Origin of the sequence: Kitasatospora sp. NPDC087314 (assembly GCF_044744365.1) — a bacterium.
In the GTDB taxonomy this organism is placed as follows: Bacteria; Actinomycetota; Actinomycetes; order Streptomycetales; family Streptomycetaceae; genus Kitasatospora.
This window is the reverse complement of the sequence record NZ_JBIUYE010000041.1, coordinates 1-4,294: the sequence shown is the minus strand read 5'-3', so window position 1 is coordinate 4,294 and position 4,294 is coordinate 1. Positions and strand designations below refer to the sequence as shown.

The following is a 4,294-nucleotide window of genomic DNA, read 5'->3' as shown; positions in this document are numbered from 1 at the left end:
TCCGACAGAAGGCCGTCCACACCCTCCCGGTCGGTGGTGTGGTCGTCCGCGAACCGACGGTCACCCGTCGCATCCGGCACGTACTTCACACAGACAACGATCCTCAAGCTCACGGCCTGTCTCCTGTACTGGTCTCGTCCGGCGGCTGCGGCTGTGCAAGCGGGCGCGAACACGGCACGCACCCGCTCCGGGCAGCGTGTTCCCGTGCCGGTCCGGAACTCCCTGGCAGCATACTCGGCAGTAGCCCAGTGGTCACTACTGGCCAGTAGCTTAGGCCGGACGGCTGCACTTCCGCCTGCGCCCATCCTGCCCCAGGCCATCCCTGACACCACCTGACGGGGTGACATATCCGCGGCGAGATCGTCCGCCGGACGGCGAACAGATGACGGAAGACAGATTTCGTCATCTGTCATCTGTTCGCTGTCATCTGTCTTCCGTCATCTGTTCGCCGCCGGCCGGCTTCCCCCCGATCCCCGCCCAGCCGTCACCCGCCGCCCGACCGAGGCTGGCCTCCCGCCACGCCCCGACTCAGACCGCCCGGCCGAGCGCCGCGATCACATCCGCCTTGCGCGGCAGCCCGGCCGCGCGGCGCACCACCCGGCCGTCCGCGTCCAGCACCAGGACGGTCGGCGTGCGCAGGATCTCCAGCCGGCGGACCAGCTCCAACCGCTCCTCGGCATCCACCTCGACGTGCGCCACCCCTTCGACCATGCCGGCCACGTCCGCCAGCACCCGGCGGGTGGCGCGGCAGGGCTGACAGAACGCCGTCGAGAACTGCACCAACGTCGCCCGCTCACCGAGCACCCCGCCCAGCTCCGCCCCCGACAGCCGTACCGCCCCGTCCTTGTTCCGCACCTTCAGCCTCCCGTCGCGCCCGGCCGTAGCAGCCCGAACGTGGTCGCCGGCGCCAGCACGACAACGCACACCGCCAACCCGGTCATCCCCCTAGTCTGCGACAGCGCCCCCAGGGCCCCGAAAGGGAGGTCGACCGCCAGGGCAGGGCCCGCGTACGATCGGCGGGTGGACTCCGACCGCACCGCTCCGCCGTTGCTGACCTCCCGCCGCGTCGTCGACCTGGGCCGGGCCACCACCACCCGCTGTCGCTGACGCGCCCCGCCGCCGCCCGTCGCGACCCTCCCGGAGCCCTCGTGCAGATCGACCCTCGCGGTCCCCGCTTCTCCGCCGCGCTCACCTCGGTCGTTCTGGCCGTCGCCCTGATCACCGGCAGCGGCGTGCTGCTGGCCGTCCAGGCCCTCGTCTTCGCACTCGGCGCGTTCGGCGGCCTGTGGCTCTCCCCGTACGGCTGGCTGTACCGGACGCTCCTCCTCCCCCGGCTGGCCCCGCCCTCCGAGACCGAGGACGAGCGGCCGCCCCGCTTCGCGCAGGGCGTCGGCCTGGTGTTCGCCGTCGTCGGCACCCTCGGCTTCCTCACCGGGGTGGCCTGGCTCGGTCTGCTGGCCACAGCCTTCGCCCTGGCCGCGGCCTTCCTCAACGCCGCGTTCGGCTACTGCCTCGGATGCGAGATCTACCCGCTCGTCCGGCACGCGCAGGGCCGCCTCGGCGCCGGGGCCTGACCGCCCTCCTGGACGCCAGAGGCGCCCCGGGCCCCCAGGGTCGTCACGGACGGGAAAAGTTCCCGTCCGAACTCATCACGGAGATCACACCCCGAATATTCGCTTGACCGCACGGCTCAGGTGACAGCAGGCACTCGTTCGGGGGATCATCTCCGTGAATCACCCGTGACCGCCGCGGCGTGCCGCGCTCCGGTCGGCCTCCACGCAACGGCGCGGGTACCGCCGTACCGGGCTCCGGCCCGTGGAAGTCAGGACTGACCGTGGCAGAGTTCGTGTACCCGCCGGTGATCGGCGCCGCACTCACCGCCTTCCGCGCGCTCGACGTGCGGATCAAGATCGTAGGCGCCGAACACATCCCCGCCAGGGGCGGAGCCGTACTGGTCAGCAATCACATCAGCTACCTGGACTTCCTCTTCGCCGGGCTCGGCGCCTACCGCGGCGGCAAGCGCAAGACCCGTTTCATGGCCAAGGATGACGTCTTCAAGCACCGGATCTCCGGCCCCCTGATGCGCGGCATGAAGCACATCCCGGTCGACCGCACCGACGGGCAGCCCGCATACGAGGCCGCCGTGCGCGCCCTCAAGGCCGGCGAGGTCGTCGGGGTGTTCCCCGAGGCGACCATCAGTCGCTCCTTCATGCTGAAGAAGTTCAAGACCGGCGCCGCCCGGATGGCCGCCGACTCCGGCACCCCACTGCTGCCCGTCATCCTCTGGGGCACCCAGCAGCTCTGGACCAAGGGCCGCCCGAAGACCCTGACCAAGCGTCACGTCCCGGTCACCATCATGATCGGAGAACCGATTCACCTGGGGCCGAACGACAAGCCCGTCATGGTCACCAGACGGCTGCGCGCCGCCATGAGCGAGATGCTCGACCAGACCCAGCGCGAGTACCCCGGCAAGCCCGCCGGCCCGGACGACACCTGGTGGCTGCCCACCCACCTCGGCGGCACCGCGCCCACTCTGGAGGTCGCCGAGGCCGAGGACGAGGCGGAGGCCCTCGCCAAGGCCGAGCGCCGCACCGCCCGGGGCTGACCCGCCCCGCCATTTCCCTCCGCCGCGTACCGCCGCGCCGCAAGACCGGCCACTCCGCCAGGCCTTCTACTCCGTGTGACCGACCGGACGCGAGGCGTCGCGTGTCGCCCGGCCGCTGACGCCCCCCGTCTGACACAGTGACAGCTCCTTTGAGGGGCCTTCGTCCCGCATCGGGGACGGAGCCAATGTCGGCGAGGTCGGAAAGGTCGGAGACGGAGATGGCACGGATGACCGGCGCACGGCAGTCACCTCAGCTCACGCCCAAGGCCCGCACCCGCGCAAGCGCCGGTGCGGGCCTTCTGCTGCTGGGCACCCTGCTCACCGGGTGCGGGGCCGAGCCCGGCGAGATCCCACTGTCCGAGATCCAGGCGGACACGCCTTCCGCCTCCCCCAAGACGACACCGGCCACCGCGAGCCCCGATGCTGCCGGCTCTGCTGCCGCGACCCCCGGCCTGGTCGGCGCCGCCTCCGGAGCGCCCGCGGCCACCGCGGACAACGGTCTGATCGTCGGCGTGTCCTTCCTCGACGCCACCCGCACCACCAGCACCATCGTCGCCATCGCGCCCGACGGCACCGACCGGCGCCAGATCACCCAGCCGCCCGACCACACCAGCGACGACCGCCCCGACTGGTCCCCCGACGGCAGCACGATCGCCTTCGACCGGACCGACGTGCAGAGCGGCGCCGCCCGTCTCTGGACCGTGTCCGCCTCCGGCGACGGCGCCCACCAGCTCGGCCAGCTCTGCGAGGCCAGTGCTGCCGACTGCGCCAACGAGGACGAGCGTGCTCCCGCCTACTCGCCCGACGGCAAACAGCTCGCCTTCAGCCGTTCCTGGGGCGCCCTCGATCGGACCCGCAGCAACCAGGTCCAGTACTCGGACCTCTACCTGATGAAGCCCGACGGCACCGAAGTCCAACGGCTCACCTTCCTCACCAACGACAAGCCGTACTCCGGCCAGGTGAGCAACCCCAGCTGGTCACCGGACGGCAAGCAGCTCACCTTCGAGTACCGCACCAGCGCCACCGGCCAGCCCGCCAACAGCCGCGCCATCTACGTCGTCGGCGTGGACGGCACCGGACTGCAGCAGCTCACCCCCTGGGAACTGCGCGCCGGGGACCGCGCCAACTGGTCCCCCGACGGCACCCAGATCCTCTTCACCACGTACCCGGCCGGCCCGGACAACGCCCCCGGCGGCGGCATCTACACCGTCCACCCCGACGGCACCGCCATCGGCGCGCTCACCCCCGCCCCGTCCAACGCCTTCTACGGCACCGCGTCCTTCGCGCCCGACGGCAATTCCATCGTCTTCGCCAGCGCCTCCGCCGGGGCCGAAGCCGACCTCTACAGCATGCAGCCGGACGGCACGGGCGTCACCCGGCTCACCAACGGCGCGGACGCGTGGCTGAGCCGGCAGTCATGGGGAAAGGCGGCGGCTCCCGTCCAGCCTCAGCCTGACACCCAGGAGCCCGCTCAGCCCCAAGCTCAGCCGCAACCGCAACCGCAACCGCAGGAAGAGCAGCAGCTCCCGCAGGAAGAGCAGCAGCTCCAGAACGGGTGAGCCACAACGCAAAGAACCCCCATCCGGTTTCCCGTATGGGGGTTCTTCTGAATGATTGTTCGGCGGCGTCCTACTCTCCCACAGGGTCCCCCCTGCAGTACCATCGGCGCTGTAAGGCTTAGCTTCCGGG

Annotated in this window: 3 protein-coding genes and 2 pseudogenes; 3 read left to right on the top strand and 2 right to left on the bottom strand. The window is 71.1% G+C overall.

Annotation, left to right across the window (positions count from 1 at the left end; genetic code table 11):
• A pseudogene (locus ACIO5E_RS39565) lies at positions 1–113 on the bottom strand (electron transfer flavoprotein subunit beta); the annotation flags it as partial.
• Positions 114–528: 415 nt separating this feature from the next.
• Positions 529–941 (bottom strand): annotated as a pseudogene (locus tag ACIO5E_RS39560) (thioredoxin family protein).
• A gap of 207 nt (positions 942–1,148) precedes the next feature.
• On the opposite strand from ACIO5E_RS39560, the gene ACIO5E_RS39555 reads away from it, so the two are divergent.
• The 3 genes from ACIO5E_RS39555 to ACIO5E_RS39545 all read left to right on the top strand — a co-directional run bounded on the left by ACIO5E_RS39555 (position 1,149) and on the right by ACIO5E_RS39545 (position 4,164).
• The gene (locus tag ACIO5E_RS39555) at positions 1,149–1,574 is read left to right on the top strand and encodes a DUF4395 domain-containing protein (RefSeq protein WP_400677545.1); all 426 of its coding nucleotides are present in this window, start codon (positions 1,149–1,151) and stop codon (positions 1,572–1,574) included.
• Between the two features lie 260 nt (positions 1,575–1,834).
• On the top strand, positions 1,835–2,605 hold the full coding sequence (locus ACIO5E_RS39550) for a lysophospholipid acyltransferase family protein (RefSeq protein WP_400677543.1): 771 nt from the start codon (positions 1,835–1,837) through the stop codon (positions 2,603–2,605).
• Positions 2,606–2,832: 227 nt separating this feature from the next.
• Positions 2,833–4,164 (top strand): TolB family protein, encoded by a 1,332-nt coding sequence (locus tag ACIO5E_RS39545; protein WP_400677540.1) that lies wholly within the window; start codon positions 2,833–2,835, stop codon positions 4,162–4,164.
• The last annotated feature ends 130 nt before the right edge of the window (positions 4,165–4,294 follow it).